Annotated in this window: 26 protein-coding genes; 10 read left to right on the top strand and 16 right to left on the bottom strand. The window is 64.9% G+C overall.

Going from position 1 to position 24976, the window contains the following annotated elements:
• Positions 1-250: 250 nt before the first annotated feature.
• From ACE3SS_RS05255 to ACE3SS_RS05210, 10 genes are all read right to left on the bottom strand, one after another.
• Positions 251-940, bottom strand: coding sequence for a sigma-E factor negative regulatory protein (locus ACE3SS_RS05255; RefSeq protein ID WP_374592072.1), 690 nt, complete (start codon positions 938-940; stop codon positions 251-253).
• A 15-nt stretch (positions 941-955) separates the two neighbouring features.
• On the bottom strand, positions 956-1564 hold the full coding sequence (gene rpoE / locus ACE3SS_RS05250) for an RNA polymerase sigma factor RpoE (RefSeq protein WP_374592070.1): 609 nt from the start codon (positions 1562-1564) through the stop codon (positions 956-958).
• A gap of 57 nt (positions 1565-1621) precedes the next feature.
• On the bottom strand, positions 1622-2866 hold the full coding sequence (fabF, locus tag ACE3SS_RS05245; protein ID WP_374592068.1) for a beta-ketoacyl-ACP synthase II: 1245 nt from the start codon (positions 2864-2866) through the stop codon (positions 1622-1624).
• A gap of 46 nt (positions 2867-2912) precedes the next feature.
• Entirely contained in the window at positions 2913-3152 is a 240-nt protein-coding gene (gene acpP, locus ACE3SS_RS05240) for an acyl carrier protein (protein WP_374592066.1), read from the bottom strand.
• 102 nt (positions 3153-3254) lie between these two features.
• On the bottom strand, positions 3255-4004 hold the full coding sequence (fabG, locus tag ACE3SS_RS05235; RefSeq protein ID WP_374592064.1) for a 3-oxoacyl-ACP reductase FabG: 750 nt from the start codon (positions 4002-4004) through the stop codon (positions 3255-3257).
• A gap of 60 nt (positions 4005-4064) precedes the next feature.
• The gene (gene fabD / locus ACE3SS_RS05230) at positions 4065-5000 is read right to left on the bottom strand and encodes an ACP S-malonyltransferase (RefSeq protein ID WP_374592062.1); all 936 of its coding nucleotides are present in this window, start codon (positions 4998-5000) and stop codon (positions 4065-4067) included.
• 74 nt (positions 5001-5074) lie between these two features.
• On the bottom strand, positions 5075-6067 hold the full coding sequence (locus ACE3SS_RS05225; protein WP_374592060.1) for a beta-ketoacyl-ACP synthase III: 993 nt from the start codon (positions 6065-6067) through the stop codon (positions 5075-5077).
• Positions 6064-7113 (bottom strand): phosphate acyltransferase PlsX, encoded by a 1050-nt coding sequence (gene plsX / locus ACE3SS_RS05220; RefSeq protein ID WP_374592115.1) that lies wholly within the window; start codon positions 7111-7113, stop codon positions 6064-6066. The genes ACE3SS_RS05225 and plsX overlap by 4 nt, the downstream gene beginning before the upstream one ends.
• 396 nt (positions 7114-7509) lie before the next feature.
• Positions 7510-7695, bottom strand: a complete 186-nt coding sequence (rpmF, locus tag ACE3SS_RS05215) for a 50S ribosomal protein L32 (RefSeq protein ID WP_374592058.1) — start codon at positions 7693-7695, stop codon at positions 7510-7512.
• A gap of 106 nt (positions 7696-7801) precedes the next feature.
• On the bottom strand, positions 7802-8392 hold the full coding sequence (locus ACE3SS_RS05210; RefSeq protein ID WP_374592056.1) for a DUF177 domain-containing protein: 591 nt from the start codon (positions 8390-8392) through the stop codon (positions 7802-7804).
• Between the two features lie 78 nt (positions 8393-8470).
• Between ACE3SS_RS05210 and ACE3SS_RS05205 the strand changes: the two genes are divergently transcribed.
• From ACE3SS_RS05205 to ACE3SS_RS05185, 5 genes are all read left to right on the top strand, one after another.
• On the top strand, positions 8471-9121 hold the full coding sequence (locus ACE3SS_RS05205) for a Maf family nucleotide pyrophosphatase (RefSeq protein WP_374592054.1): 651 nt from the start codon (positions 8471-8473) through the stop codon (positions 9119-9121).
• Positions 9118-9921: an SAM-dependent methyltransferase gene (locus ACE3SS_RS05200; protein ID WP_374592052.1), complete on the top strand. Its 804-nt coding sequence runs from the start codon at positions 9118-9120 to the stop codon at positions 9919-9921. Before ACE3SS_RS05205 ends, ACE3SS_RS05200 begins: the two co-directional genes overlap by 4 nt.
• Before the next feature lie 151 nt (positions 9922-10072).
• Positions 10073-10555: a DUF3429 domain-containing protein gene (locus ACE3SS_RS05195; RefSeq protein ID WP_374592050.1), complete on the top strand. Its 483-nt coding sequence runs from the start codon at positions 10073-10075 to the stop codon at positions 10553-10555.
• Between the two features lies 1 nt (position 10556).
• Positions 10557-12371 carry a M61 family metallopeptidase gene (locus ACE3SS_RS05190; protein ID WP_374592048.1) on the top strand — a complete coding sequence of 605 codons (1815 nt, stop codon included), beginning with the start codon at positions 10557-10559 and terminating at the stop codon, positions 12369-12371.
• On the top strand, positions 12344-13522 hold the full coding sequence (locus ACE3SS_RS05185) for a DUF3108 domain-containing protein (protein ID WP_374592046.1): 1179 nt from the start codon (positions 12344-12346) through the stop codon (positions 13520-13522). Before ACE3SS_RS05190 ends, ACE3SS_RS05185 begins: the two co-directional genes overlap by 28 nt.
• Before the next feature lie 65 nt (positions 13523-13587).
• On the opposite strand, the gene ACE3SS_RS05180 is transcribed toward ACE3SS_RS05185, so the two are convergent.
• Both ACE3SS_RS05180 and ACE3SS_RS05175 read right to left on the bottom strand, forming a co-directional pair.
• On the bottom strand, positions 13588-14307 hold the full coding sequence (locus ACE3SS_RS05180; protein WP_374592044.1) for a DsbC family protein: 720 nt from the start codon (positions 14305-14307) through the stop codon (positions 13588-13590).
• A 106-nt stretch (positions 14308-14413) separates the two neighbouring features.
• The gene (locus ACE3SS_RS05175) at positions 14414-15580 is read right to left on the bottom strand and encodes an FAD-dependent monooxygenase (protein WP_374592042.1); all 1167 of its coding nucleotides are present in this window, start codon (positions 15578-15580) and stop codon (positions 14414-14416) included.
• Between the two features lie 348 nt (positions 15581-15928).
• Here ACE3SS_RS05175 and ACE3SS_RS05170 point away from each other — a divergent pair, with 348 nt between their 5' ends.
• The 3 genes from ACE3SS_RS05170 (at position 15929) to ACE3SS_RS05160 (ending at position 19826) form a co-directional block, all read left to right on the top strand.
• A complete protein-coding gene (locus tag ACE3SS_RS05170; protein WP_374592040.1) occupies positions 15929-17794 on the top strand; it encodes an ATP-binding protein in 1866 nt (621 codons plus the stop codon).
• 105 nt (positions 17795-17899) lie between these two features.
• Positions 17900-18994, top strand: coding sequence for a redox-regulated ATPase YchF (ychF, locus tag ACE3SS_RS05165; protein ID WP_374592038.1), 1095 nt, complete (start codon positions 17900-17902; stop codon positions 18992-18994).
• Positions 18995-19247: 253 nt separating this feature from the next.
• Positions 19248-19826: a chemotaxis protein CheW gene (locus ACE3SS_RS05160; RefSeq protein WP_374592037.1), complete on the top strand. Its 579-nt coding sequence runs from the start codon at positions 19248-19250 to the stop codon at positions 19824-19826.
• A gap of 73 nt (positions 19827-19899) precedes the next feature.
• Here ACE3SS_RS05160 and ACE3SS_RS05155 read toward each other — a convergent pair whose 3' ends face one another.
• From ACE3SS_RS05155 to ACE3SS_RS05145, 3 genes are all read right to left on the bottom strand, one after another.
• Positions 19900-20124 (bottom strand): hypothetical protein, encoded by a 225-nt coding sequence (locus ACE3SS_RS05155; protein ID WP_374592035.1) that lies wholly within the window; start codon positions 20122-20124, stop codon positions 19900-19902.
• A 104-nt stretch (positions 20125-20228) separates the two neighbouring features.
• Positions 20229-20393 (bottom strand): rubredoxin, encoded by a 165-nt coding sequence (locus ACE3SS_RS05150; RefSeq protein WP_374592113.1) that lies wholly within the window; start codon positions 20391-20393, stop codon positions 20229-20231.
• A gap of 35 nt (positions 20394-20428) precedes the next feature.
• Positions 20429-21598 (bottom strand): alkane 1-monooxygenase, encoded by a 1170-nt coding sequence (locus ACE3SS_RS05145; RefSeq protein WP_374592033.1) that lies wholly within the window; start codon positions 21596-21598, stop codon positions 20429-20431.
• A gap of 260 nt (positions 21599-21858) precedes the next feature.
• Here ACE3SS_RS05145 and ACE3SS_RS05140 point away from each other — a divergent pair, with 260 nt between their 5' ends.
• Complete coding sequence (locus ACE3SS_RS05140; RefSeq protein WP_374592031.1) at positions 21859-22806, top strand: AraC family transcriptional regulator; 948 nt, start codon at positions 21859-21861, stop codon at positions 22804-22806.
• Between the two features lie 54 nt (positions 22807-22860).
• Positions 22861-23439, top strand: a complete 579-nt coding sequence (locus ACE3SS_RS05135) for a TMEM165/GDT1 family protein (RefSeq protein WP_374592029.1) — start codon at positions 22861-22863, stop codon at positions 23437-23439.
• 26 nt (positions 23440-23465) lie between these two features.
• On the opposite strand, the gene ACE3SS_RS05130 is transcribed toward ACE3SS_RS05135, so the two are convergent.
• Positions 23466-24976, bottom strand: a 1511-nt coding sequence (locus tag ACE3SS_RS05130) for an ABC transporter permease (protein WP_374592027.1), incomplete at its 5' end; no start/stop codon positions are given.

Below are 24976 nucleotides of genomic sequence, written 5' to 3'. Positions count from 1 at the left end.
GCGCGCCCCAAAAAAAATCAGCCTGTTCTGTTGCAGCGCTGCTGGCACCATCCACCACGAGCGTCCCATCGACTTTGACCCGATCACTGGCCTGAACCATGCGTCGAAGACAAAGCGCGATAGAGGGGCGTGCGCGCGTCGCGATCAGGCGCGAAAAACTGCAGCCCATAAGGTCAAAAGGCAGCGTATTCCGCTGCCCGTGCGCCGATACATGAAAAAGCGCACATCTGAAATTGAAATGCGAAACGAATCAGCGCGCCGGCCCCTCGTAGGTCACGCTGCGCAAGAACCCCGACGATTCGCCAAGTACCGCCGCACCAGAAAACTCTTGATGCGCCGCCAAGTAGCGATCAAGCTTGGCGTCGCGCAGTACGTTGTCGCTGACCGCCAGCACCGGATCGCTCTGCCCGGTCAATGCTGCGGAGTTGGCAGGCGCCAGACCTTGCGCAAGCGACGATTCAGCCCCGCCACCCAACGATGACGTGGGCAAGGTCACCAGCGACACCTGCTGATCGATCAAAGAATCAGGTGCCGGCTGCCGCACCGCGACAAGCAAGCCAGCCATGGCGACAAAACCCGCGGCAACCGCGATTGGCGCCCCCCACATTCGGCGACGCCCGCGCATCAGCAAGACATTGCGCAAGCCGCTCGCATCACCAGGAACATCACCAGCAAGAGAGGCGGGAGCCAAAACAACAGGCTCAGCGGCCAAGCGCTCGCGCACGCGCTGCAAAAACAACTCGTCTGCCTTGGCAGCCCCCAATTCGTCCGACCGCAATACATCGCCAATCAAGTGATAGGCATGCCAGCGCACACGCGCCATCGAGTTATGCCGCCAGGATGCACAAGCCTGCTCCACTGCTTGAGCATCTGCCTCACCATCAGCAACAGCCGACAGTGCCTCGAACATCCGCATGGCTTCACGATCTGAACCCGTCATAGCAGCAGCTCCATGTCACCAACGCTCACCCTCGCGGGTGTCCAGCAGTGGACGCAAACGCTCGGCAATCGCCTCGCGCGCGCGAAAAATCCGCGATCTAACCGTCCCGATAGGGCAATTCATCGCGGAAGCGATTTCTTCGTAACTCAGCCCCTCGATTTCACGCAGCGTGATGGCCTGCCTCAAATCTTCAGACAGCGCCTCAATTGCCGCGTTGACGGCGGCTGCGATTTCCCGGCTTGCCAGTACAGCCTCGGGCGTCTCGCCATCAGTTAGTTCATTTTCGACGCGAGAAGTTTCATCGTCGTCGTCCCCTGATATGCGGGATGAGTCGATGACAATCGGGTCGCGCTTGAGTTCGACCAGTGCTTTTTTGGCTGTATTGACGGCGATTCGATAAAGCCAAGTGTAAAACGCGCTTTCGCCTCGAAACTGTGGGATTGCCCGATACGCGCGAATAAAGGTTTCCTGCGCCAGATCGGCAACCAGATCGACGTCTCGAACCATCCGCCCGATCAGCCGCTCAATGCGCCGCTGATACTTCACGACCAGCATTTCAAACGCTTTGGAATCGCCGCGTTTGACTCGCTCGATCAACTGCGCATCAGCATCAGGCGATGTCATGCAAGCTGGATCAGCAAAGGCGCATGAAGCACCAAGCACCGGTCTGCTTGACGCGACTCACACGCGCCGAAACACCAGACTGCCGTTGGTGCCGCCAAAACCGAAGTTGTTCTTCAACGCCACATCAATCTTCATGCTGCGCGCCTCATTGGCACAGTAGTCGAGATCGCACTCTGGATCTTGATTGAAGATGTTGATTGTGGGCGGTGAAATCTGATGATGAATGGCCAGCACACTGACCACCGATTCCACGCCACCCGCGCCACCCAGCAGGTGGCCAGTCATAGACTTGGTGGAATTCACGACCAGCTGTTTGGCGTGATCACCAAACGCGTTCTTGATAGCGTTGGTTTCATTGACGTCGCCTAGAGGGGTCGAAGTGCCATGTGCATTCAAGTACTGCACTTCATCCACATTGACCCCTGCGTTGCGCAAGGCCAGTTGCATCGAGCGCCGGGGGCCATCAACGTTGGGAGCGGTCATGTGATGAGCGTCAGCACTCATGCCAAAGCCGGCTACTTCAGCGTAGATCGTAGCGCCACGAGCCTTTGCATGCTCATATTCTTCAAGCACCAGGACGCCTGAACCTTCACCCAGAACGAAACCGTCGCGATCCTTGTCCCAGGGGCGAGACGCTGTTTTAGGATCATCGTTTCGGTTGGACAGCGCGCGCGCTGCCGCAAAACCGCCAACACCCAGAGGGCACACAGTTGCCTCAGCCCCGCCCGCAATCATGACGTCAGCATCACCGTACTCGATGGTGCGCGCTGCCAGACCGATGGCGTGCAATCCCGAGGTGCACGCGGTCACCAAGCCGAGATTTGGCCCCTTGAAGCCGAAGTAAATGGAAACTTGACCGGCGATCATGTTGATGATCGATGCCGGAACAAAAAACGGTGACACGCGACGCGGGCCGCGGTTTAACAATTCGGAGTGGGTATTCTCGATTTCGGGTAACCCACCGATCCCTGACCCCAACAGACAGCCAATACGCTCGGCCAACGCCTCGCTCAGAGCCTCGCCAGTGGGCAAACCGGCATCTCGCACCGCCTGAACGGACGCCGCCACCCCATAGTGGATGAAGGTGTCCATGTGCCGCGCCTCTTTTGCCGGGATGTAGTCCTCGACATTGAAACCTTTCACCTCGCCAGCAAAGCGGCAAGCGAAGTTGGTCGGATCGAACTTGGTGATGGTATCGATGCCGGACTTGCCAGCTACGAGATTCGCCCAGGATTCGGCCACGGTATTGCCCACGGGGGTTACCAAGCCGAGGCCAGTTACGACAACGCGACGACGGGTCATGCGGTACGGATGCTAGTTAAACAACTCAGGCCAACAACGCCTGGGCTCAAGCCTTCATGTGCGACTTGGCGTAATCGATCGCCAGTTGCACGGTAGTGATCTTCTCAGCCTCTTCGTCAGGGATTTCGATGCCGAATTCGTCTTCAAGTGCCATCACCAGTTCAACGGTGTCGAGCGAATCGGCGCCCAGATCGGCGACGAAAGCTTTTTCGTTGGTGACTTCGGTTTCGGGCACGCCCAGTTGTTCAGCAATGATTTTTTTGACACGGGCTTCAATATCGCTCATAGCTCCTCCAGGAGGGTGATGCAAAACAAAAACGGGATTCTACGGGGTGCTGGCGTCATTCCGACGACACCCCGCAAAGGAATATCGAACGGTATACCAAGTTCAAGACATGAACATGCCACCGTTGACGTGCAACTCGGTGCCTGTGATGTATCCGGCCTGCGGCGACGCCAAGAACGCCACGGCCTCTGCAATGTCTTCCGGCCGACCCAGATGCCCCAGCGGGATCTGCGCCAGCAACGCTTCTTTCTGCGCGTCAGGCAGACTGTCGGTCATGTCGGTGGCAATGAAGCCGGGAGCCACCGAGTTCACGGTGATGTTGCGACTGCCCAGTTCGCGAGCCAGCGAGCGTGTCAACCCGGCCACGCCGGCCTTGGCCGCGGCATAGTTCGCCTGCCCTGCATTGCCGCTGGCTCCCACCACCGAGGTGATATTGATGATGCGACCGTAGCGCTGCTTCATCATGGGACGGATCACCGCGCGACTCAGACGGAAGACAGCCTTCAGATTGGTGTCGAGCACGGCGTCCCAGTCGTCATCTTTCATGCGCATTGACAGAGTGTCTCGCGTAATGCCGGCGTTGTTGACCAGCACATGCAAGGCACCGTGCTCCTTGACGATGGCATCGACGACCGCGTCAGTAGCCACCACATCGGTCACATTCAAGACCGCCCCTTTAGAGCCCGCGTAAGCCGACAACGCCTCGGTGATTCCTTGCGCGCCGTTGTCTGTGGTGGCTGTGCCGACCACCACATAGCCGCGCGCGGCCAACGTTTGCGCGATGGCTTTGCCAATACCTCGACTCGCACCCGTTACCAGCGCCACTTGCTTGGCAGAAACAGATTCGCTCATCACTTGTTCCTATTTACCTATTGAGACTGTCACAACGCGTTTGCAACTTTGGCGCCGCAGTCAGCCGAGCAATGCCTTGGCTTCTGCCAGCGATGCCGGGTCAAAGATGGTGGCGCTGACCAGATCGCCATCAATGCGCTTGACCATGCCCGCCAAGACCTTGCCTGGCCCGCACTCCAACACGTGCATCACACCACGAGCCTTGATGGCCTGGACAACCTCAACCCAGCGAACCGGCCCGAAGGCTTGGCGATACAAGGCATCACGAATGGCGGCGGCGTCAGCGGTCACAGCCACGTCGATGTTGTTGATCAAATCGATCGTCGGCTTAGCGAACGGAGTTGCCAGAAGTTTTTCTTTCAATCGCTCGGCGGCCGGCTTCATCAAGCTGGAATGAAACGGTGCGGACACCGGCAACGGCAGTGCGCGCTTGGCCCCGGCCGCCTTCAAGGCTTCGCAGGCCTTGTCGACACCAGCCTTGGTGCCGGCAATCACGGTCTGCTTGGGGTCGTTGAAGTTGACCGCCTCGACGACCTCGCCTGTTGACGCAACCTGCGCGCAACCTTCGCGCACGGCTTGCGCATCCAGCCCCAAGATCGCAGCCATGCCGCCCTGCCCTTGCGGCACAGCCTCTTGCATGACTTGCGCACGAAAGCGCACCAGCGGCAACGCATCAGCCAGCGTCAGCACGCCCGCCGCGACCAGAGCGCCGTACTCGCCCAAAGAATGACCCGCCACAACCGACGGACGCGCGCCCGTCTCGGCCAGCCATGCTCGATAGCACGCAACACCGGCCGCCAGCATCACCGGCTGGGTATTGGTTGTGAGATCGAGCTGCTCCTTGGGGCCGAGCTCAATCAGCCTGGCAACATCCTCACCGAGCGCAACAGAAGCTTCATCCAGCGTGGACTTGACCGCAGGATGATCGCCCCAGGCATTCAACATCCCAACCGACTGAGACCCTTGACCAGGAAAAACCAAAGCGAAATTCGACATCAAGCAAAAACCTCGTTAGATCGAAACTCAAAGAAACCGCTGGCGCAGACCAACCTGCCACGAGGGCTGACTCGTCAATAGTCGACGAGCACAGCGCCCCACGTGAAGCCACCGCCGACCCCTTCGAGTAGCAAAGTATCGCCACGTCGCACGCGACCACTGCGCACGGCATGATCCAACGCCAGCGGAATGGAGGCCGCCGATACATTGCCGTGCTGATCCACGGTGACGATCAATTTATCCAGTGACAACGACAGCTTTTTGGCAAGCCCCTGCATGATTCGGATGTTGGCCTGATGCGGAATCAGCCAATCGATATCCGCCTCAACCCGCCCGGCCTTGCCGAGAACGGCGCGCACGCCATTTTCCAGCACATTCACGGCGAGCTTGAATACAGCCGGCCCGTCCATCTTGATCGTGCCGCCGCCCACGACTCTGCCACCCTCGACATGCCCGGGCACGCACAAGATGTCGGCATAACGGCCATCGGCATGCAACTCGCTCGCAAGAATGCCGGGCTGCGAAGCGAGCTCCAGCACCACCGCGCCAGCACCGTCCCCGAACAGCACGCAAGTGGTGCGATCGGAAAAATCGAGCAATCGCGAGAACACCTCGGCGCCAATCACCAGCGCCCGGGTAACGTTGCCTGCGCGGATCATGGCGTCTGCGACGGTCATGGCGTAGACAAAGCCTGAACAAACCGCCTGCACGTCGAATGCCGCACAGCCGTGCACACCCAAGCGTTGCTGGATCAGGCAGGCCGTGGACGGAAACACCATGTCGGGCGTCGACGTGGCCACCACGATCAGATCGATGTCCTGAGCCGACAAGCTGGCTGCCGCCAACGCTTGGCGCGCGGCCTCGGCGCCAAGATCGGCCGTACCCATATGCGAATCGGCAAAGTGCCGGGAACGAATGCCCGTGCGCTCCTGGATCCAGGCGTCGGAGGTTTCGATTCCGTGCTGCGCCAACCGGGCGACCAACTGGTCGTTGGTGACACGGTTCGACGGGAGACAGCTGCCCGTTCCTGCGATACGCGAAAAACGGGCGGCGGAAGAATGGGTCATGCGGTGTGGGCGACTTGGGGAGCCCCACCACTTTCTTCAGAGGACGCAGGCAGGGCCTGCATGGTGTCAAGAATGCGGTCGTGGACTCGGTCGAGCAGACGATTTCGTGCCGCATCATAAGCGCGGTTGAGCGCCATCTCGAACGCAAAGGCATCGGCCGAGCCATGGCTTTTGAAAACCAGCCCGCGCAAACCCAGCAAAGCCGCCCCGTTGTAGCGACGGTAATCGACGCGCCGCTTGAACCGGCTGAGCACCGGCAAAGCCACGAGCGCCGCCAGTTTGGTGAGCGGATTGCGCGTGAACTCTTGCTTGATGATGCTGGTCAGCATGGCCGCCAGGCCTTCTGCGGTCTTGAGCGCGACGTTGCCAACGAAACCATCGCACACAACCAGATCGGTCGTGCCCTTGAAGATGTCATTGCCTTCGACGTTTCCGTAGAAGTTGATCAAATTGTGGCTGGCTGCGTTGCGCAACAGCTCGCCTGCCTGCTTGATCGTGTCGTTGCCCTTGATGATTTCTTCGCCGATGTTCAGCAGGCCAACCGTCGGATTGGCCTTGCCCTCCACCGCCGCGACCAGCGCGCTGCCCATGACCGCGAATTGCAGCAAGTGTTCGGCGGTGCAGTCGACGTTCGCGCCGAGATCGAGCACCGTGGTGTGACCGTCGAGTTGATTCGGCATGACCGTCGCGATGGCCGGACGATCAATGCCTTCGAGCGTCTTGAGCAGATACCGCGCCACCGCCATCAGCGCCCCGGTGTTGCCTGCCGACACGCAAGCCTGCGCCAAGGCGGCACCGTCCGGTCCGGGCTTGACCTGCGAAATGGCAAGCCGCATTGACGAGTCCTTCTTGCGGCGCAACGCCACTTCGACGGAATCATCCATCTCGACGACCTCGGTCGCGGCGACCAAGGTACAACGCTCCCAGCTGGCAGCGGGCTGCAAGGCGTCGGAGCGGCCCACCAGGATCAACTCGGCCTGAGGATGAGCGTCCAGGAAGGCCCGGCATGCAGGCAGCGTGACGGATGGGCCATGATCGCCGCCCATGCAATCCACAGCCAAACGCACCGGACTACGGGTCAAAGAGACCACATCCGCGACGGAATCGGTAGCAGCGAGAGATTGGTTCATCGAAGATCGAGCGCCTGAGCGCTTCAGCCAAATGCGGGCCCGGACACCGGCATTTTCAGACCAAACGTTGACTGAGCGCCCATGCGCCCAGCCGGAAGGTCGAACAAGCCCCGCGGCGCGGCCGTCAGGACGAGCGCAACAAAGCGACCCGGACGACCAGCCAGACCCTGGTGAATTCGATGTTTCAGCAACTCAGTACGACGCGCCCTGATGGCGAGCGCCTGACGAGATACTGAGCTGGAGGTCACCCGAGAAGCTCGGGCTGACCAGATGCATGCAAGCACGGCAAACCTGCCGTGACCGCCGCTACGCTCAGGCAGCGTCGGCTTTGGTCTTCAACACCTTGCGACCGCGATAAAAACCGGTCGGGCTGATGTGGTGACGCAGGTGCGTTTCACCCGTGGTGGGCTCGATTGCCGTGCCGGGGTTGGTCAGGGCATTGTGCGAGCGGTGCATACCGCGCTTGGAGGGCGACTTCTTGTTCTGTTGAACGGCCATGATGGACTCCTGGGATTGACCCGGGCGTCATTACCCGGAAAATCGAAAATTCTAGCATGGGCAGATGGGCTTTCTCCAGCCGACCAGCGGGAACGGCAAATTCGGCTCAATGCTGGCCGGACGAATCACCCTTTTTCAGGGCTGCCAGCGCCGCAAACGGGTTCGGACGCCCGCCGTCGTCTGCCTCGCCCGGTTCAGGCTCTGCGGCCACATCGGGCAGCTCATCAACCACCACCGGCAACGGTTGCGGACACACTTCGTGCCGAGGCACAAGGGGCAGCTCGAGGATCAACTCATCCTCGATCAAGCAGCGCAAATCAAAGGCCCGGCTGAGCACCAGCACGTCGTCGTCCGACTCGGCATCGAGTTCGGCCGCAGCTTCTTCATCGGCGACAAAGCGCACCGACCGCTGCACGACCAGTTGCTCGTCAACCGCATGCAGGCAACGTTGGCACTCCATCGGCAGCGTCAACTTGGCGTGCAGATGCAGCCAGATTTCGTGCGCGCCGCCGCGAATGGCTCGCTGCTCGCCTTGCACATCCCACTCCACCGGCTGAAGCGCCTCCGGGGGCACTTCGGCGGGTACGTAGGCGCGCAGCCGATCCAGCTCGCTGAGCGACCAGACTCCGCCCAACGTGGCTTGGGCACGCGCGAAAGCGGCCACGTCGAGCTTGAGCGGATTGAACTCGTTCTTCATGGCCGGCAGTGTATGCCGGCGCCTGTCGCCACGATGCCATCCGGGCAGGCCGGGCATCCGGAATGGGACAATTCGGACATGAGCAAGACCGACCACCTGCCCCGGCCCACCTTGGTGCTGGGCTCCACATCGCGCTACCGCAAAGAGCTTCTGCAACGACTGGGCACGCCCTTCGAGGTCGCCGCCCCCGATGTCGATGAAACCCCTCGGGCCGACGAAAGCCCGGCGGCCTTGGCGCCTCGCCTGGCCCTGGCCAAGGCACGAGCGATAGCGCGGCAATTCCCGCACGCGGTAGTAATTGGCTCGGATCAGGTGGCCGACCTGCACGGACAACCCATCGGCAAGCCCGGCAACCACGAGCGGGCCACCGCGCAGCTGCGCATGATGAGCGGACAAGCGCTGGTCTTTCACACCGCGCTGGCCGTGGTACGCCGCGACACCGGCTTCGAGCGCGTGGTGGACGTGCCGGTGCGTGTGAAGTTCCGCACGTTGTCGGATGCCGAAATCGAAACGTACCTGCGCGCCGAACAGCCCTACGACTGCGCGGGCAGCGCCAAGTCCGAGGGGCTGGGCGTGACCTTGCTGGAAGCCATCGAGTCCGACGACCCCACGGCGCTGATCGGCCTGCCGCTCATCCAGACCTGCGCGCTGCTACGCGAAGCCGGCTGGGATCCGCTGATCGAATTGACCCGGGTCAGAGCCGGGCAAAGCGACAAGGCCCGCCCATGACCACAGCCACATCGCCAGCGACCGGGCGACTGTTTCTGGTTCCCAACACTTTGGATCTGGGCGCCGGGTCCGACCCGTCCGCATTGCCGGACATCCGCCAGGTGCTGCCGCAGGGCGTGCTGACCCAGGCAGCTGCCCTGCGCTACTGGGCCGCCGAGAACGCCAAATCGACACGCCTGTTTCTGAAGCGGGTCGACGCCGTGGCGCCCCTCAGCGGCCCGCTGCAAGACGTGGCCATCACCGAGCTGCCGCGCCCGCCCAAAGGTCAACGCAAGGACGCCCCCGGCGCATCGGCCGATGCCGAACTCAAACGCCTGCTCGCTCCGGCACAGAACGGCCACGATATGGGCTTGATCTCAGAAGCAGGTTTGCCCGGCGTGGCAGACCCCGGCGCCGCGCTGGTCAAGGTGGCACACCAGCACGGCATCCCGGTGGTGCCTCTGGCCGGCCCGAGCTCGCTGGTGTTGGCGGTTGCCGCCAGCGGCCTCAACGGGCAGAGCTTCGCCTTCGTCGGCTACCTGCCGGTGGATCGCGCCGAGCGGGCCCAGCGGCTGCACGAGCTGGAGCAGCTGTCGCGCCGTGCCAACCAGACCCAGCTGGTGATCGAGACGCCCTACCGCAACGCCGCGCTGCTGTCGGCCCTGACCGAACACCTGCACGAGCGCACCTGGCTGAGCGTGAGCTGCGGGTTGACGCTGGATGGCGGATTCACCCGCACCGACCCGGTCGCCAAGTGGCGCAGCCGCCCCACAGCCTTGCCCGATCACATTCCGGCGGTCTTTGCATTCCTGGCCAGCTGAATGCCCCCCCTCTGCCGCCCCGGCCCCATGGCACGCGCGCTCAGACTACGGCGACAATCGGGGCTCGGGCGCATGCCGGCTTGACGGCCGGACTACCCTGACGTGTCCCCACCACTCGACCTCCTGGCTTCACCCCCTGCCTGACCCGACCATGGCCGTCCCTCCGAACATTCCGACCGCCCCCCGCACCAACCCTACCCACCCGACACCGCATGCCCTGCGCCTGGGCTACCTGGGCCTTCTGCCCTTCGTGCTGGGCGTCATCCTGATCGGCCTGCTGCGCCCCGACGCCCATCTCGAAGAGCATCACTTCGTGGTGGACGCCCTGTCGAAATACGCCGCAGTGATCGTGTCCTTCCTGGCCGGCATCCATTGGGGGCTGGCCATGCGCGGCGGCGCGCCGAAGCTGGACGACCGCCTGACTTGGGGCGTCGTGCCCTCGCTGGTCGCCTGGATCGCGGTCGTCATGCCGCCTTATGCCGGCCTCGTGGTGCACGGCGTGACCCTCATCGTGTGCTACCTGAACGACCGCAAGCACTACCCCTCGTGGGGCGCGGCGGCTTGGCTCACGCTGCGTTTTCGCCTGTCCGTCGTCGCTTCGCTGAGCTGTTTCATCGCCGCAGCCTGGAGTTGATGTGACCGCGCCGCTCGCCGCCGTGCGCTACCAGATCGAGGTAGCCGACACGCATGCCCACCTGTTTCGCGTCACGCTGAGCGTGCCCCAACCGGCCGCCGAGCAGGTGCTGAGCCTGCCGGTGTGGATCCCCGGCAGCTACCTGGTGCGCGAATTCGCGCGGCATCTGTCGCAGCTCGAAGCGCGGCAAGGCACGCGGGTCGTGCCCCTGGAGCAACGCGACAAGACCACCTGGGTAGCCACCTGCAACGGCCGCGGCACGCTGACGGTCAGCTACCTCGTCTACGCCTTCGACAACTCGGTGCGTACCGCCTTCTTGGACGCGCAACGCGGCTTCTTCAACGGCACCAGCGTGTTCTTGCGCGTGCACGGCCGCGAGGCGCAGCCGCATCAGGTGTGCATCGGCGGCCTGCCCAAGGGCTGGTCGGTGGCGACCGCGCTGCCGGCAGCCAAGGTCAACGCGCTCGGCGCGGGCGACTACCAGGCGGCCGACTACGACGAGCTGGTCGACCACCCGGTCGAGCTGGGCACGTTCTGGCGCGGCAGCTTCAAGGCGCGCGGCGTGCCGCATGAGTTCGTGGTGGCCGGCGCCTGGCCGGGCTTCGACAGCGACCGCCTGCTGGCCGACGCCCGCAAGATCTGCGAAGCGCAAATCGTGTTCTGGCATGGCAAGGGCAAGCCGCCGTTCAAGCGCTATGTGTTCATGCTCAACGTGGTGGACGAGGGCTATGGCGGACTCGAACACCGCGCCAGCACCGCACTGATCGCCTCGCGCCGCGACCTGCCCCGCGTGGGCGACCAGCGGCTGAGCGACGGCTACGTCACGCTGCTGGGCCTGATCAGCCACGAGTACTTCCACACCTGGAACGTCAAGCGACTGAAGCCGCGCGAATTCGAACCCTACGACTACACGCAAGAGAACTACACGCAACTGCTGTGGTTCTTCGAGGGCTTCACCTCGTACTACGACGACCTGCTGCTGCGCCGCGCCGGCCTGATCGACGAGCCGCGCTACCTGCAGCTGCTGAGCAAGACCGTCAACCAGGTGCTCGCCACGCCGGGCCGCGCGGTGCAGAGCGTGGCGCAAGCCAGCTTCGACGCCTGGGTCAAGTACTACCGCCCCGACGAAAACACCGCCAACGCCACCGTGAGCTACTACACCAAGGGCTCGCTGGTGGCGCTGGCCTTCGACCTGACGTTGCGGCAGCACGGCGGCACGCTGGACGGCGTGATGCACCGGCTGTGGGCCCTGCAACGCGGCATCGCGGAAGGCGACATCCGCCAGGCCCTCGCGGCCGAAGCCGGCCGCCCGCTCGATGCCGAGTTCGACGCCTGGGTGCACGGCACCGGCGAACTGCCGCTCGGAAAGCTGCTGGGCCACCACGGCTTGAGCTGGCAAACCACACCCGTGAACCAGCCGCCGCGCACCCCGCAAGAGCTGGGCATGCGACTGAGCGAAACCCCAGCGGGGTTGAAGGTGCAAGCCGTGATGCGCGGCTCGGCCGCCGAGGTATCCGGCGTGGCTGCGGGCGACGAATTGCTGGCGCTCGACACCTGGCGCCTGCGCAAGCCCGATGACCTGAGCACCTTGCTGGCCGCCCAACCTGCCCCGGCCGCGCGAGCCACCAAGGGCAAACTGGCCACGGCAGTCAGGCCGACCCTGCTCGTGGCACGCGACCAGCGCCTGCTCTCGCTGCCACTGCAGGCGCCCAGGGTGCCGGCGCAAGGCCTGGTCAGCATCAAGCCTGACGCGACCGCCACCGAGACTGCGCAACTCGCCCGGCAAGCATGGCTGGGGAGCACGACGCCGGCATGATGCCGCTCAAGCATCGACGTGTCGCGGTGCTGCTGGTGCTGGCGGTGATCGCGGCGCACGTGTTCTTCACCGACGCGCTGCTGACTCAACTGGCCGAGCTCGCCCCGGCGAGCCGCGCACCCGACCGCATCGACGTGAACTTCGTCAGCGAGGTGCGCTTGTCGGCCCCGCCGCAAGCCATCGCCCCGCCGCCCACGAAAAAGCTGCCCGGTCGCCCCAAGCGCAAGGCCCTGCCGCCGCCCGACGAAGCAGCGTCCGCCCCGGCGCCCGTCGCATCGGCACCCGACCTCGGCGCATCCGGCCCCAACGCGGTGGCAACCGCGGCCAGTGCCGCCTCGCAGCCTGAAGCGCCGGCTTCGTCAGCCAGCAGCGCCCAGGCCGCCGCATCGGCGCCGCAACCGGCGGCATCCAGCGCGACGGCGACGGCCAAGCCCTTCGAATGGCCCGCGTCCACTCGCATCAAGTTCAAGCTCACGGGGCAATATCGCGGCGAGGTGCAAGGCAGCGCGCAAGTCGACTGGCTGCTGTCGGGCACGCACTACCAAGTGCATGTGGACACCATCATCGGGCCGAAGTTCGCGCCCATCTTCAGACGGAGCGTGAGCAGCGATGGCGAGATCAGCGAGCAAGGCCTGCACCCGCGCCGCTACGACGAGGAAACCAAGGTCGCCATCGCCTCGCCCAAGCGCAAATACGTGCTGTTCGAGGGCGACGAGGTCGAATTGAGCGAGAGCGGCAAACGCGAGCCCAGGCTGCCCGGCGTGCAAGACGCTGCCAGCCTGTTCGTCCAGTTCACCTACTCGTTCACCACCAACCCGAGCCAGCTTGCGGCAGGCAACGTGGTCGTGATTCCGCTGGCCCTGCCGCGCAAGCAGGAGCCCATCACCTACGACGTGATCGGCATGGAAACGCTCGACACCCCGCTGGGCGCGCTACCCACGGTGCACGTCAAGCCACGCGTGCCCCCGCGCCCGGGCAAGCCGGATCTGACCGTGGAGCTGTGGTTCGCGCCGAACCTCGAATATCTGCCGGTACGCATGCGCGCCCACCAGGACGAGCAGAACTACCTCGACATGCTGATCGATGGCCCGCCGCTGCGCGGAGAAACCAAGCTCACAGGCCAGAAACCAGCAAGTCCGGCAAACCAGTGAGCGCGCATCGCCGCAGCGCCAGAATTCGTCGCGGCCACCGTGCGGCTAAGCAGTGTCCGGCCCGATCAGGACTTGCCGCCCGACAAGCGCTTTTCGAGTTCGGGCACGCTGGCCGCGCCACGCAGGCGCGAACCGTTTTCGAAGAACAGGGCCGGCGTGGCCTCGACGCGCAGCTTGCGCGCCAGGGTGAGGTTGCGCTCCAGCGGCGAGTTGCAGGTCATGCCCATGAAGCGCGACGGGACCACGCCGTCGAGCATCCAGTCGCGGTAGGCCTGGGTGGCGTTCTTCGAGCACCAGATGTTCTGCGCCTTCTGCGGCGAGTCGCCCCCCAGAATCGGGATCAGGAAGGTGTAGACGGTCACGTCCTTGAGCTGCTGAAGATCGCGCTCCAGCCGCTTGCAGTAGCCGCAGTTGGGGTCGGCAAAGATGGCCATGCGGCGCTTGCCGGTGCCGGCCTTCCAGACCACCGCGTCTTGCAGCGGCAGGCTGTTGAAGTCGAACTGCGTCAGCTTGGCCTGGCGCTCTTCGGTGAGGTTGCGCTGGCCCTTGGTCTGGATCAGATCGCCGTGGATCATGTACTCGCCGTGCTCGTCGGTGTAGACGATCTCGCCGCCCGCCACCACGACCTCATACAAGCCCGGCATGGCGGACGGCCGAACGTCCTCGACCTTCGGCAGCTCAGGCAAGCGCTGTGGCAGCTTGGAGCGGATCTCGGCTTCGTCGGCGCGTGCCAGCGTGCCGAGCAAGCAGGTTGCGGCCAGCGCAATCAGGTGATGCTTTTTCATGAGGTTCCTAGATGGAGATGGGCCAGCCCGTGGTTCAGTCGTGGTTCAGTGCGGCTCGCCCCGACGCATTCGTCAGGCTATCAGGTGTTGATGTCAGGCGATGCGGTCAGGCATCCATGGCCTGACCGATGAGCCGCTTCTTGATGAAGGGCAGGTGCTGAAGCAGAGTCAGCCCCTTGTTGCGAAGTTCCCGCGAAGCTAGGGATTGATGCGCAAAAAGATGCAGCAAGCCATCGGTGACACCCGCCATGGCCGCCGTGGGCCAGGCGCGCTCGCGGGCATAACGCCGCAGCACGCGCTCATCGGCTGGCGAACGCCACGGCTCGTTCTGCCGCACGGCGCCAAGAATGCGCGCCAGCGCCGCCACGTCCGCCAAGCCAAGGTTCAACCCTTGCCCGGCCAGCGGATGGACCTGGTGCGCGGCATCGCCCAGCAGCACCCAGCCCGGACCAGTCCACTGCGACACGCGCATCAAGCGCATCGGCCACGAAGCGCGCTCGGCCCCTAGCCGCAAACGCCCAGCCGCCCCGCCGGTGGCCTGGTTGAGCGCGTCTTCAAAGGCGGCATCGTCGAGCGCCAGCAAGCGTTCGGACTCGGCACGCGGCAGCGACCACACCAGGCCGTACGACTGCGCCGGCTGCGGACGGTTGAACGGCAGCAGCGCCAGGATGTCGGGCGAGCGGAACCACTGCCAGGCCACGCCGTTGTGCGGCCGATCGGCGATCAAGCGCGTGGCGATCGCCAAGTGTCCGTATTCGAAGCGCTCGACGCCCGCGCCCAGCGCATCGCGGGTCGATGACCGCGCGCCTTCGCAGATCGCGGTCAGCGCGACCTCGGCATCGCCGGGCGCCTGGTCGAGCTGGCTCACGTGAGGGGCGTAGCGCAGGGCGTCGCCCAGGGTGTCTTCGAGCGACTGCGCATCGACGATCCACGCAAGTTCGGTTTCGTGCTGCTCCCACGCCGAGAACTCCAGATGCCCGGACGCATCGCCGAACACCCGCATTTCGACCACGCGAGCAGCATCGGCGCGCTGCACGGCGTCCCACACCTTGAGTTGCTGCAACAGGGCCACCGAGCGGGCGTTGAGCGCATAGGCGCGCAAATCGGTCGCTGCTGTCGCGCCGCCAGGCGCCAAACGCGGACGTTGCGCCCCCACGATGGCCACGCGCCACCCCTGGCTGGACAAGGCCAGCGCCAGCGCACGCCCCACGGCACCGGAGCCGCGGATGCAGATGTCGAAGCGAGGTTCAGGAGAAGTTGTCGATGCGGTCATGTGCGGATTCTAGGCAGCCGCGTCGCCAGCCACCGACTGGAACGCACAGCGCGCACCAAGGGTTTCACCCCAAACTTGAAGTGCACACTGAAGTGACAACGGTAAGTCACTGATTCAATTGAATTTTTGTGGGCATCCCGCAACATTTATTGCCTCTTTCGACGGATTTTTCCGCCGGGCTGCCCACCCCTATTGGGGAGGGTGTTTTCTCTCCGAAAAAAGGCATATCTGGGCACATGAAATGGGGGGCCGGCTGAGGGCTACACCTGGCTCCACCCTCTTGCGCAACAAAACGTTCCTGCGATCATGCGGACACCTTTCGCCACAAGAGGTTGCCGATTTCGCTGTATGAGTCCGCTGACCGCGCACCATCCTGTCGTTGTGGCCCAGGCCTTTGCGCAGCCTGCTTCGTCTCGCGAGGATCGCCTACTCACGCTGATCGAACGCCGCAGTGCCGTCGTCATGTTCGCCGTTGCCGCGGCGGTCATGCTTTTGTTGTGGCTGGCCGAATCGGCTCAAGGCATCATCGAACCGCATGACCGCTGGGCCGCGCCCTTGCTGGCCCTGTTCATGGGCGCGCTGTTTCTGACCCTCTTGCGTCGCCCCTATAGCCTGATGTGGGTGCAGCGCCTGGCCGTGCTGGGCATTGCCGGCTACCTCGGCTTCAGTGCCCTGACCATGTTGATCGGCACCCGCCCGATGAGCCCGGTGTGGCTGAGCACGCTGTTTCAGTGCCTGCCTCTGCTGTATCTGTTGCTGCTCGCCACCTGGACCAGCACCTGGGCGCTGACGCTGGCGATCACCGTGTTTTGCGCCGTGGGCAGCCCCGCCCTGCTCGTCACGCTGGCGCAGCCCGACTTGAACTGGCACGGCGCCGGTTGGTCGATATTCGTGAACGGGGCAATCGCCCAATCGGTGTTTCTGGTCGGCTTGGTGAACCTGGTGCGCGTGCGCCGCAATGTGGCCGCGGCCGCCAGCAAACTGCCCGAATTCGAGCCGACCACGCCGGCCGACGTCGACCGCATGGTGCACAGGCGCACCGCCGAACTCAGTCAGGCCAAAGCAGCTGCCGAGGCGGCATCGCAGGCCAAGGGCCGCTTCCTGGCCGTGATGAGCCACGAACTGCGCACCCCGCTGCACGCGGTGCTGGCCTCGGCCGAACTGCTGCGCGACGGTCGCCACAGCCAGGCCAGCGCCCGTGACGAGTTACTGATTGACACCATTCGGCGCAGCGGCACCCATTTGCTGACCTTGATCGACCAGGTGCTCGACCTCTCGCGCATCGAGGCCGGCAAGCTCGAGCTGGCGACCCAGCCCCTCGACTTGCGCGACATTGCCGCGCAAGCCGTGCAAGCCGTGACGCAGCAAGCCCAGGCCAAGGGTCTGGCCCTGCACAGCAGCATCGACGCCGACCTGCCGCTCTACCGCAGCGGCGATGTGTTGCGGCTGTCGCAGGTGCTGATCAACCTGCTGGCCAACGCCGTGAAGTTCACGCAGCACGGCAGCGTGGCGCTGCGCATCGAGCGCGGCGGGCGCGGCGACGACGTGCGCTTCTTGGTCACCGACACCGGCCCCGGTCTGAGCCCTCAGCAGCAGCAGCGCGTGTTCGAGGCCTTCCATCAAGTCCAGCGCCCCGCCGGCGAGCAGTTGGGCGGCGCCGGGCTGGGCCTGACCATCACCCGCGAACTGGTCGGCCTGATGAACGGCCAGTTGGACTTGCACAGCACGCTGGGGGTGGGCACGCAAGTCGAGATCGTGCTGCCGATGCCTCGCGTCGAAGCTCCGGCTGCGCGCCCGGCCCCCATCGACGGCCCCTGCCTGAAAGGCCTGCACGTGCTGGTGGTGGAAGACGACCCGGTGAACAGCATGCTCGCGTCTGAGATGCTGTCGGCGGCCGGCGCCACAGTGGCTGTGGTCGAAACCGGCGCCCAGGCTCTGGCGCATCTGCGAGAAGACGGCAGCGATGTCGTGCTGATGGACTGGCATATGCCCGAGATGGACGGCCTGGAAACCACCCGGCGCCTGCGCCGTGGCGAAGCGGGCCGCGCCGCGCAAGACGTGCCCGTGATCGGCCTGACGGCCAGCGCCTTCACCGACGACCGCGACGCCTGCCTGGCCGCCGGCATGAACCACGTGCTGACCAAGCCGATCGAAAAGCTCAAGCTGCTGCAAGACGTGCGGCTGTGGGCCGATGCCCGCGTGGCGCGGCACTGAGCCCCTTAAAATCGGGCTCTCGCCACGCGGCGGCCCCGCCAGATCGGGCCCGCCGCGTGCCTCACTCCCCACTCTTTGCGCACCCGTTGCGCTGCGGACGCCTCCATGAGCCTCAAATGCGGCATCGTGGGCTTGCCCAACGTCGGCAAGTCCACCCTGTTCAACGCCCTCACCAAAGCCGGCATCGCGGCCGAGAACTACCCTTTCTGCACCATCGAGCCCAACGTCGGCGTCGTTGAAGTGCCCGACCCGCGCCTGGCTGCGCTGGCCGAGATCGTCAAGCCCGAACGCATCCTGCCGGCCATCGTCGAATTCGTGGACATCGCCGGCCTGGTGGCCGGTGCCTCGCAAGGCGAAGGCCTGGGCAACCAGTTCCTGAGCCACATCCGCGAAACCGACGCCATCGTCAACGTGGTGCGCTGCTTCGAGGACGACAACGTGATCCACGTGGCCGGCAAGGTCGACCCGATCGCCGACATCGAAGTCATCCAGACCGAGCTGTGCCTGGCCGACCTGGGCACGGTCGAAAAGAGCCTGCACCGCTACAACAAGGCCGCCCGCTCGGGCAACGACAAGGAAGCCGCCGCGCTCGTGAAGGTGCTGGAGAAGTGCCAGGCCGCCCTGGACCAGGCCAAGCCCGTGCGCTCGATCGACTTCAGCAAGGAAGAGCTGGTCATCTTGAAGCCGCTGTGCCTGATCACGGCCAAGCCCGCCATGTTCGTCGGCAACGTCTCGGAAACCGGCTTCGAGAACAACCCCTTCCTCGACCGCCTGCGCGAGTACGCAGTGGCCCAGAAGGGTGAAGTCGTGGCCATCTGCGCCAAGACCGAGGCCGAACTCTCCGAAATGGAGGACGAAGACCGCGCGATGTTCCTCGCCGAGATGGGTCAGACGGAGCCCGGCCTCAACCGCCTGATCCGCGCTGCCTTCAAGCTGCTGGGCCTGCAGACCTACTTCACCGCCGGCGTGAAGGAAGTGCGCGCCTGGACCATCCACGTCGGCGACACCGCCCCGCAGGCCGCGGGCGTGATCCACACCGACTTCGAGCGCGGCTTCATTCGTGCCCAGACCATCGCGTTCGACGACTTCATCACCTACAAGGGTGAGCAAGGCGCCAAGGACGCCGGCAAAATGCGCGCAGAAGGCAAGGAATACGTGGTCAAGGACGGCGACGTGCTGAACTTTTTGTTCAACGTCTGACCCGGCCGCCTCGGCACCGAGGTCCGCCATCAACCCCGCAGCGGCGGGGTTTTTTGTGCCCGCGCTAGGCACGTGCCAGATCGGATGGGTGTGCATTCCGCCACACCTTGATATGGCACCGAAATCTCACGCAGATCCGGACTTCAGTTTGGGTGGCGGCGGCCGATAGTAAGAACGATGTGGCGTGCGGCGCCACTCGCAAGGCATGCCCCGACACGGAGGGCTGCGACCCGGCCGCAGCAAAGGATCAAGCATGGAAACGACTCTGCAAAACCGCCCAGCCGAAACCGGCACGTCTGGCCGCCCCGATCTGCGCGGGCTGTCGCGCAACGATGCCGCCCGAGACAAATCGCGCACGGCCGACGTGGGCCGCGAAGTGCTGACCTTCCGCCTCGGCGCCGAGGAATACGGCATCGACATCCTGCGCGTGCAGGAGATCCGATCCTACGAACCCCCCACCCGCATCGCCAACGCGCCGGCCTATCTGAAAGGCGTGGTCGATTTGCGCGGCGTGATCGTGCCGATCGTGGACCTGCGCGTGAAATTCAACTGCTTGAACGCCGAGGGCGAGGCCGAGATCAACGCCTTCACCGTGGTGATCGTGCTCAACGTGCGCGGTCGCGTGCTGGGCGCGGTAGTCGATTCGGTGAGCGACGTGATGCAGCTGTCGAGCGAAGCCATCAAGCCCGCGCCGGACATCAGCACCGCCGTCGACATGAGCTACATCACCGGCATTGCCCACATGGGCGAGCGCCTGTTGATCGTGATGGACATCGAGTCGCTGATGAGCAGCGCCGAGATGGGCCTGATCGATCAAACGATCGCTCACTGAGCCCGTGCGCCCCGGACGGGGCCATGAAAAAAGGCTTCGCACCGCGAAGCCTTTTTTACTTGCGAGCCACCCTTCAGTTCAGGGTGGACACGACCCCGCTGTCGCTCGCCTCACGCAGCTTGGCGCGCTGCGCCAGACGTGCCATCAGGGCCGAAGCCTGCCCCAAGGAGGGCAACTCGTCCATCGGCTCGTCGTGGCCGTTGAGGATGAGGTAGCGCACCGCCCCGCTGCCGTCGTCGAACAGGGCGTAGAGCGAGAAATCTCCTTGGCTGAAGCGAAATTCACGGCGTGTACTCATGCAGTTCATTGTGGCGAGTGCAGTGCAGCATGAGCCTGCTGAAATCCCTCAGGATCGGGTAAACGACGGGGCTCGAAGTGACGTATTGCGCGCTCCGGGCCGATTCAAAACTCGATCGCGCTGAAGTCGTCTTTCGACGAGCTGCAGTCGGGGCAGCGCCAGTCGTGGGGCACGTCCTCCCAGCGGGTGCCGGGAGGGATGCCCTCATCGGGCCAACCCTGAGCTTCGTCGTACACGAAGCTGCAGCTGCCACATTGCCATTGGTGCAATTCGGTTGCCACGGTGCTCATGAGTCGGACTCCTGTCAGGCTTGGGATTTCGATTGATGCCAACGCGCGAGCAAGCGGGCCCGAGCCGAAGGCTGGATGTTGGCGCGGCTCAGATCACCGCCGTAGTGGCGTGCCACGCGCTTGTCCATCATGGCGAACCACAGCGGCGGGAAGTAGGCCACGGTGATCATGCCGGCGTAGCCGCTGGGCAGTTGCGGCGCCTCGTCGAAGTGGCGCAGCGCCTGGTAGCGTCGCGTGGGGTGGGCGTGGTGGTCGGAATGGCGCTGCAGGTGATACAGCAGGATGTTGCCGACGATGTGGTTGCTGTTCCACGAGTGCTCGGGCTCGCAGCGCACGTAGCGGCCGGTCTTGTCCTTCTGGCGCAGCAGACCATAGTGCTCGACGTAGTTCACCACCTCCAGCATCGAGGCGCCATACAGACCTTGCAGCAGCAAGAAGGCCAGCACGCCCCAGCCCAGCCAGGCCACCAACGCACCGTAGAACACCACGGACATCGCCCAAGCCTGCAGGTTGTCGTTGTCGATGCTCCAGACGCTCTTGCCCTGGCGGTTCAGGCGCTCCTTTTCGAGCTCCCAGGCCGACTTCAGGCTGCCGAACACGGTGCGCGGCAAGAACACCCAGAAGCTTTCGCCCATGCGCGAGCTGGCCGGGTCTTCGGGCGTGGCCACGCGCTTGTGGTGGCCGCGGTTGTGCTCAACGTAGAAGTGGCCGTACATCGTGGGCGCCAGCGTCACCTTGGCGAGCCAGCGGTCGAGCGACTCCTTTTTGTGACCGAGCTCGTGCGCGGTGGCAATGCCCACGCCGTTGTAGGCCCCCACCGACAGCACCAGGCCGATGAAACCGTACCAGGGCAGGTCGTGAGTGGCCGCCAACCAGGCTCCGAACACGGTGCCCGCCAGCTGGAACGGCACGTAAGCCCAGACCAGCACGCGGTAGTAGATGTCCTTGTCGAGCTTCTCGACCACGGCTTCGGTGGGGTTGCTGAAGTCTTCGCCGAAGGCTGTGTCCAGGATCGGCATGATCAGGTGGATGAACACCGGGGCGAACCACAGGCACCACCATTGGCCGGTCTGCAAATACGCCACCAGCGACAACGAAAACACCGCCGGGATGGCCGGGCTCAAGAGCCACAGCCAACGCTTGTCGCTCCACTCTTTGCTTGATGAGGCAGAAATCACGCTCATGGTTGTCTCCAAAAAACGCACTCCTGACCCAGATCAAGAAGTGCTACACGATGGCGGAATTTTGTTGACCCAAGCCAAGAACGAGAACACTTGAAACACCGCCTTGATGCTGCGATCCGCCGCCGACCGACTCGCGTAATCCCTAGCCTCGGAGCATTGCGCAACCACGGCGGCGTTTCGCGATACGCCTCGGCTGATCGGCTCAAGCACAGTAGCGCCTCCCTCGCAGCCCACCCGATCTCGCCCCCTCCGCGCCCAGCATGGACACCCTCAGCCTGATTCTTGACGACATGCGCATGCAAGGCGCCGCCTTCGCCTACGCACGGCTGAGTGCGCCCTGGGCCCTGCGCATGAGCACCCCGGGGCTGGCGAGCTTCCACATCATGACCAGCGGCCAGGCCTGGCTGGCACGCGACGGCCACGCGCCGGTGTGCATGCAACAGGGCGACGTGCTGATCCTGCCCTCGGGCGAGCCGCATCTCATTCAAGATCAACCGCGCGGCCCGGTGGCGCACGCCATCGACCTGCTCGACGAGATTGCCCGCCGGCCGGGCGAAGAGCTCGATATCGGCGGTGGCGGCGGCGAGTCCGCCACGCTGGTGAGCGGCCACTCGCGCTACGACGTCATCATGGGCGCGCCGCTGGTGGCCGCTTTGCCGCCGCTGCTGCACATCCGCAGCCAGGGCGCCCTGCCGCCGCTATGGCTGGCGATCGGGCTGCAGTTTCTGGAGCAGGAGATCCGTTCCCGGCGCCCGGCTCAGCAGGCGGTGGTCAACCGCCTGGGCGATATCGTGCTGATCCAGTGCGTGCGCGACTACCTCGAAGCCCTGCCCGAGGGTTCGGGCAACTGGCTGGCCGCGTTGCGCGACAAGGCCCTGTCGGCCGCGCTCGGCCAATTGCATCGCCAGCCCGAGCGCAGCTGGAGCGTGAGCGAGCTCGCCGAGATCGCCCACCTCTCGCGCTCGGCCTTTGCCGACCGCTTCACCCAGGCGCTGGGCATGCCGCCGCTGGCCTACCTGACGCAGCACCGCATGCGGTTGGCGGCGCGGCAGCTGGCCGGCTCCAGCCAGCCCATCGGGCTGATCGCCGAGAGCGTGGGCTACCACTCGAAAACGGCGTTCAGCCAAGCCTTTCGCCGCGAATATGGCCGCTCGCCGTCGGAGTTTCGCGAGGCGCACCAACCTGAATCCACGGAAGCCAGAACCTAGAATGCCAGCCGCTCTGGACGAGTAGCCACTCGCCCGCTCGGTATTGGAATGTTCATGGAATCCCTGCTCGTCTCGACCGGTGTCGTGGCCCTCGCTGAAATCGGCGACAAGACCCAGCTCCTCGCCTTCTTGCTCGCCGCGCGCTTCAAGCGGCCCGTGCCCATCATTGCCGGCATCCTGCTGGCCACCATCGTCAACCACGGCCTGGCCGGCGCGCTGGGCGCCTGGATCACCGCGCACGTGTCGCCCGGCATCATGCGCTGGGTGCTGGGTGCGTCGTTCATCGGCATGGCGATCTGGACGCTGATCCCCGACGAGATCGAGGACGACGAAGCCACCATCGCGCAGCGCCTGGGCGTGTTCGGCGCCACCGTGGTCACCTTCTTCCTGGCCGAGATGGGCGACAAGACACAGATCGCCACCGTGGCCATGGCCGCGCACTACTCCAACCCGCTGCTCGTTGTGGCCGGCACCACGCTGGGCATGCTGATTGCCGACGTGCCCGCCGTGTTCGTGGGCGACAAGCTGGCCGCCAAGATCCCGATGAAGCTGGTGCACGGCATCGCCGCCGGCGTGTTCGCCCTGCTGGGCGTGGCGACGCTGCTCGGCGCCGGCTCAAGCTTGGGCTTCTAAGCCCCTCGCAAGCTGCGCGACGCCCGTCAGGTGGCCTCGCGCAGCGACTGCCCCACCGGGCGCGCCAGCACCTCACGCAAGCCCCACCAGCCCGCGCCCCAAGCCAGCACGGCACCCAGGGCCGCGCCCAGCGGCAGCCACCACAGTGGCGCGCCCCAGTCAAACTCGAACACCTTCTCGGCCAGCACCCAGCCCAGCGTGAGCGCGGCCGCCGAGGCCAGCCCGCCGGCCAGCGCGCCCACGCCGAGCAGCTCGGCGCCTTGCACGCGGCCCAGCAACTGGTTGCCGGCCCCCAGGGCGCGCAGCACGGCAAATTCTTTGGCGCGCGACTCGCGGCTGGCCACCAGGGCCGCCGCCAGCACGGCCAGCCCCGCCGCCAGCGTGAAGACGAACAAGAACTCGACGGCGCGGATCACCTGATCGAGCACGCCCTGCATCTGCGCGATCTGCGCGCTCACGTCCACCACCGTGAGGTTCGGGAAGCTGCGTGCCAGGCCCGAGTCAAAGGTAGGCGACCCCGGCGCCTTGAACGCCGCGATGTAGGTGGCGGGCACCTCGGGCAGATCGGCGCGCGGAAACATCACGAAGAAGTTGGCACGCATCGAGGCCCAGTCCACTTTGCGCACGCTGGTGATGCGCCCTTCGACCGGCTGCGCGGCCACCTCGAAGCGCAGGCGGTCACCCAGCTTCAGGTTGAGTCGCTTCATGATGCCTTCTTCGATGCTCAGCGCGTCGGGCTCCTCGGCCTGCCAGCGGCCCTGCACCACCGGGTTGTGCGCGGGCACGGCCGCCGCGTAGCTGAGGTTGAATTCGCGGTCCACCAGTTGTTTGGCGCGATCGTCGGCGTAGGCCTCGGGGCGCACGCTCTGGCCGTTCACGGCCACCAGGCGGCCGCGCACCATGGGGTACCAGTCGAAGCGACTCACGCCCTGCGCGCGCAGGTGGTCTTGAAACGCTTGCGCCTGATCGGGCAGCACGTTGATGACGAAGCGGTTGGGCGCATCGGGCGGCGTGGCCTTGCGCCAGCTGTCGATCAGGTCGGTACGCAGCAGCACCAGCAAGATCAAGGCAAAGAGCCCGAGGCCGAGCGAGGTCACCTGCACCAGCCCCATGCCCGGACGCGACGCCAGCTGGCGCGTGGCCAGCCGCAACCAAGACGGCCAGCGCCCCGCCAGCGGCGACAGCAGCAGGCGGCGCAAGAGCGCCATCACCGCTGCCGCACCGAGCGCAAACACGGCGGCCGCGCCCGCAAAGCCCCCCACCGCCCAGGCACCCAGCTTGGGTTCGGCGGCCACGCCCCACAGCAGCGCGGCAAAGCCCAGGCCCGCGCCCAGCATCACGCCCAGCGACGCGGCGCGCGGCTCGCCCAAATCGCGCCGCATCACGCGCAGCGCCGGCACGCGGGCCAGCTGCAGCACCGGCGGCAAGCCGAAGCCCACGCACAGCACCCAGCCCACGCCCACGCCAAAACCAGCCGGCCACCAGCCCGGCCCCGGCAGACTGGTGCCGACCAGGCTGCCCACCAGGGCCACGAAGA

It is taken from the genome of Aquabacterium sp. (assembly GCF_041915145.1).
Classification (GTDB): Bacteria; Pseudomonadota; Gammaproteobacteria; order Burkholderiales; family Burkholderiaceae_C; genus Aquabacterium.
The sequence above is the reverse complement of the archived record's forward strand: the minus strand, read 5'-3'. Positions and strand labels throughout refer to the sequence as shown.

Bases quoted from the DNA above. Each gene is read 5' to 3' on its own strand.
- plsX (WP_374592115.1), bottom strand. From the start codon at position 7,113: ATGGGCGGCGATCATGGCCCATCCGTCACGCTGCCTGCATGCCGGGCC.
- acpP (WP_374592066.1), bottom strand. From the start codon at position 3,152: ATGAGCGATATTGAAGCCCGTGTCAAAAAAATCATTGCTGAACAACTG.
- ACE3SS_RS05205 (WP_374592054.1), top strand. From the start codon at position 8,471: ATGAGCAAGACCGACCACCTGCCCCGGCCCACCTTGGTGCTGGGCTCC.
- ACE3SS_RS05255 (WP_374592072.1), bottom strand. From the start codon at position 940: ATGACGGGTTCAGATCGTGAAGCCATGCGGATGTTCGAGGCACTGTCG.
- ACE3SS_RS05135 (WP_374592029.1), top strand. From the start codon at position 22,861: ATGGAATCCCTGCTCGTCTCGACCGGTGTCGTGGCCCTCGCTGAAATC.
- ACE3SS_RS05210 (WP_374592056.1), bottom strand. From the start codon at position 8,392: ATGAAGAACGAGTTCAATCCGCTCAAGCTCGACGTGGCCGCTTTCGCG.
- ACE3SS_RS05155 (WP_374592035.1), bottom strand. From the start codon at position 20,124: ATGAGTACACGCCGTGAATTTCGCTTCAGCCAAGGAGATTTCTCGCTC.
- ychF (WP_374592038.1), top strand. From the start codon at position 17,900: ATGAGCCTCAAATGCGGCATCGTGGGCTTGCCCAACGTCGGCAAGTCC.
- ACE3SS_RS05185 (WP_374592046.1), top strand. From the start codon at position 12,344: ATGGCTGGGGAGCACGACGCCGGCATGATGCCGCTCAAGCATCGACGT.
- ACE3SS_RS05180 (WP_374592044.1), bottom strand. From the start codon at position 14,307: ATGAAAAAGCATCACCTGATTGCGCTGGCCGCAACCTGCTTGCTCGGC.
- ACE3SS_RS05195 (WP_374592050.1), top strand. From the start codon at position 10,073: ATGGCCGTCCCTCCGAACATTCCGACCGCCCCCCGCACCAACCCTACC.
- ACE3SS_RS05225 (WP_374592060.1), bottom strand. From the start codon at position 6,067: ATGACCCATTCTTCCGCCGCCCGTTTTTCGCGTATCGCAGGAACGGGC.
- rpmF (WP_374592058.1), bottom strand. From the start codon at position 7,695: ATGGCCGTTCAACAGAACAAGAAGTCGCCCTCCAAGCGCGGTATGCAC.
- fabF (WP_374592068.1), bottom strand. From the start codon at position 2,866: ATGACCCGTCGTCGCGTTGTCGTAACTGGCCTCGGCTTGGTAACCCCC.
- ACE3SS_RS05175 (WP_374592042.1), bottom strand. From the start codon at position 15,580: ATGACCGCATCGACAACTTCTCCTGAACCTCGCTTCGACATCTGCATC.
- rpoE (WP_374592070.1), bottom strand. From the start codon at position 1,564: ATGACATCGCCTGATGCTGATGCGCAGTTGATCGAGCGAGTCAAACGC.
- ACE3SS_RS05170 (WP_374592040.1), top strand. From the start codon at position 15,929: ATGAGTCCGCTGACCGCGCACCATCCTGTCGTTGTGGCCCAGGCCTTT.
- ACE3SS_RS05140 (WP_374592031.1), top strand. From the start codon at position 21,859: ATGGACACCCTCAGCCTGATTCTTGACGACATGCGCATGCAAGGCGCC.
- ACE3SS_RS05145 (WP_374592033.1), bottom strand. From the start codon at position 21,598: ATGAGCGTGATTTCTGCCTCATCAAGCAAAGAGTGGAGCGACAAGCGT.
- ACE3SS_RS05160 (WP_374592037.1), top strand. From the start codon at position 19,248: ATGGAAACGACTCTGCAAAACCGCCCAGCCGAAACCGGCACGTCTGGC.
- ACE3SS_RS05200 (WP_374592052.1), top strand. From the start codon at position 9,118: ATGACCACAGCCACATCGCCAGCGACCGGGCGACTGTTTCTGGTTCCC.
- fabG (WP_374592064.1), bottom strand. From the start codon at position 4,004: ATGAGCGAATCTGTTTCTGCCAAGCAAGTGGCGCTGGTAACGGGTGCG.
- fabD (WP_374592062.1), bottom strand. From the start codon at position 5,000: ATGTCGAATTTCGCTTTGGTTTTTCCTGGTCAAGGGTCTCAGTCGGTT.